2 protein-coding genes are annotated in these 3,374 nt (G+C 67.9%); both read left to right on the forward strand.

Features of this window, described 5'->3' with window-relative positions:
• On the forward strand, positions 1–2,724 hold a 2,724-nt coding region (locus ACFWU3_RS11605; RefSeq protein WP_384434714.1), incomplete at its 5' end, for an ATP-binding protein.
• Between the two features lie 10 nt (positions 2,725–2,734).
• A partial coding sequence (locus tag ACFWU3_RS11610) for a two-component system response regulator (RefSeq protein ID WP_384434717.1) occupies positions 2,735–3,374 on the forward strand: 640 nt, incomplete at its 3' end.

The following is a 3,374-nucleotide window of genomic DNA, read 5'->3' on the forward strand; positions in this document are numbered from 1 at the left end:
ACCGCCGTCGCCAACGGCGACCTGTCCAAGAAGATCACCGTCGACGCCCGCGGCGAGATCCTCGAACTCAAGGACACCGTCAACACGATGGTGGACCAGCTGCGGGCATTCGCCGACGAGGTGACCCGCGTCGCCCGCGAGGTCGGCACGGACGGCAGACTCGGCGGCCGCGCCCAGGTGCTCGGCGTCACCGGCCTGTGGAAGGACCTCACCGACAACGTCAACTACATGGCCGACAACCTCACCTCGCAGGTGCGGAACATCGCCCAGGTGGCGACGGCCGTGGCACAGGGCGACCTGTCGAAGAAGATCGACGTGGACGCCCGCGGCGAGATCCTGGAGCTGAAGACCACCATCAACACCATGGTCGACACGCTCTCCTCGTTCTCCTCCGAGGTGACCCGGGTGGCCCGCGAGGTGGGCTCCGAGGGCCAGTTGGGCGGCCAGGCGAGGGTCGAGGGCGTGTACGGCACCTGGAAGCGCCTGACGACCAATGTGAACGAACTGGCGCTCAATCTCACCACCCAGGTCCGCGCGATCGCCGAGGTGGCGTCCGCGGTGGCCCAGGGCGACATGTCCCGCTCCATCACCGTGGAGACCCGCGGCGAGGTCTCCGAACTCAAGGACAACATCAACCTGATGGTGTCCAACCTCCGGGAGACCACCCGGGCCAAGGACTGGCTGGAGTCGAACCTCGCCCGTCTGGCCGGTCTGATGCAGGGGCACCGCGACCTGATGGAGGTCGCCGACCTGATTCTGCGCGAGCTGACCCCGCTGGTGAACGCCCAGTACGGCGCCTTCTTCCTGGCCGACCCGGACGCCGACGGCACCCCGGCCCGTACGACGTCCACCACCAAGGGCCTGGCCTTCATCGCCGGCTACGGCTCCGCCCAGTCGGCCACCATCGACACCACGGGCATGCCGGGTCACGGCCTGGTGCGGCAGGCGGCTCTGGAGAAGAAGCGGATCCTGCTGGAGGAGGCGCCGCCGGACTACATCAAGATCAACTCAGGGCTGGGCGAGGCGTCCCCGGCCAGCGTCGTCATCATCCCGATCCTCTTCGAGGACAAGCTGCTCGGCGTGATCGAGCTCGCCTCGTTCTCCCGCTTCTCCGACGTCCACCTGGCCTTCTTCGACCAGTTCGTGAACACCATCGGGGTCGCGATCAACACCATCATCGCCAACTCCCGTACGGAGTCGCTGCTCGGCGAGTCCCAGCGCCTGGCCGTCCAGCTCCAGGAGCGCTCCGACGAACTCCAGCGGCAGCAGGCCGAACTCCAGCGCTCCAACGCGGAGCTGGAGGAGAAGGCCGCCCTGCTGGCCACCTCGTCCCAGTACAAGTCGGAGTTCCTGGCGAACATGTCGCACGAACTGCGCACGCCGCTGAACTCCCTGCTCATCCTCGCGCGGCTGCTGTCCGACAACCCGGACGGCCGTCTCTCCGACCAGGAGGTGCAGTTCGCGACGACGATCCACCGGTCGGGCTCCGACCTGCTCCAGCTGATCAACGACATCCTCGACCTGTCGAAGATCGAGGCAGGCCGTATGGACGTCCGGCCGAAGAAGCTCCCGCTGATCAAGCTGCTCGACTATGTGCACGCCACCTTCAGGCCGATCACGCTGGACCGCGGACTGGCCTTCGAGGTGGCGGTCGGCGAGGACGTGCCGCGCGAGATGTACTCCGACGAGCAGCGGCTCCAGCAGATCCTGCGCAATCTGCTGTCCAACGCCATCAAGTTCACCTCGTCCGGCCGCGTCGAACTGCGCGTCAACCGCATCAAGGACCCGGACCACACCCTGGTCAAGGATGCGGAGGACCTGATCGCCTTCGCCGTCACGGACACCGGCATCGGGATCGCGGCGGAGAAACTCCCGGTGATCTTCGAGGCGTTCCAGCAGGCCGACGGCACCACCAACCGCAAGTACGGCGGCACGGGCCTCGGTCTGTCCATCAGCCGCGAGATCGCGGGGCTTCTCGGCGGGCGCATCATCGCCGAGAGCGAGCCGGGCGCCGGCTCCACCTTCACGCTGTACGCGCCCGTGCTCTACCCGGGGCATATCGCTGCGGAGAACGACGACCTGCGGCACGGCCACACGGTCCAGGATCTGCGGACGCTGCCGCTGTCCGCGCCCGAGCGCCATCACACCGACCATCTGCCGCGTCCGGAGCTGGACGACGGCTGGCCGACGACGACCAAGCTGGAGGAGTGGAAGTCGGGCAGCGCGGGCGCGATCCTGGCGGGCCGCCGGGTGCTGATCGTCGACGACGACATCCGCAACGTCTTCGCCCTCACCCATGTGCTGGGCCGCGTGGGCATGCCCGTGCTCTACGCGGAGAACGGCCGCGAGGGCATCGAGACACTGGAGCGCAATCCCGATGTCGAACTGGTCCTGATGGACATCATGATGCCCGAGATGGACGGCTACGAGACGATCGAGGCGATCCGCCGCAGCCCGCTGTGGACCGATCTGCCGATCGTGGCGCTGACCGCGAAGGCGATGCCCGGGGACCGCGAGAAGTCCATCGCGCAGGGCGCCAACGAGTACGTACCGAAACCCGTGGACGTCGACCGGCTGCTGACGGTCGTCTGTGCCCTCCTGGACCCCGAGAGCGAGCCGCCGGCCGGGCCGCCGGTGTCCGCGGGACCGCCGGAGGGGGATTCCGCTGTACCGGCGCAGCAGGACGGCGAAGGAGAGCCGGCCACTTCGCCGACCATCACGTGAGGCAGACACCATGAGCGCACAGGCACCCGCGGATCGCGCGAGCATCCTGCTCGTGGACGACATGGACGACAACCTTGTCGCTCTCGAAGCAGTGCTCGGAGCCCTGAACGAGCCGATGGTGAGGGCCCGTTCCGGGGAGGAGGCGATGAAGGCGCTGCTGCGGCAGCAGTTCGCGGTGATCCTCCTCGATGTCCGGATGCCGGGCATGGACGGCTTCGAGACCGCCTCGAACATCAAGCGGCTGGACCAGACGAAGGACGTCCCGATCATCTTTCTGACCGGGGTGGAGGCCGACAGCAGCTACGCCTTCCGCGGATACGCCACGGGGGCCGCGGACTTCATGACGAAGCCGTTCGACCCGTGGGTGCTGCGGGCGAAGGTGAGCGTCTTCCTCGAACTGCACCGCAAGACCCGCCAGTTGGAGCGGATGCTGGCCACGGAGCAGGAGCAGCTGGACACGATCGCCGGCCGGCTGAGCGCCATCGAGTCGGAGCTCGGCCGGAGCGGACCGAGCGACGTGCCGGAACTGCGGGTCCAGCTGACGCGTATCGAGGAGGGCGTCAGGGAACTGCGTCGCGGGCGGGCGCGAGATGCCACCCCCGCGTCGGCGTCTGGACCTACTGGTCCTCGGACCCCGCCCAGGAGTTTAA

The organism is Streptomyces sp. NPDC058685, from assembly GCF_042714725.1.
Lineage (GTDB): Bacteria > Actinomycetota > Actinomycetes > Streptomycetales > Streptomycetaceae > Streptomyces.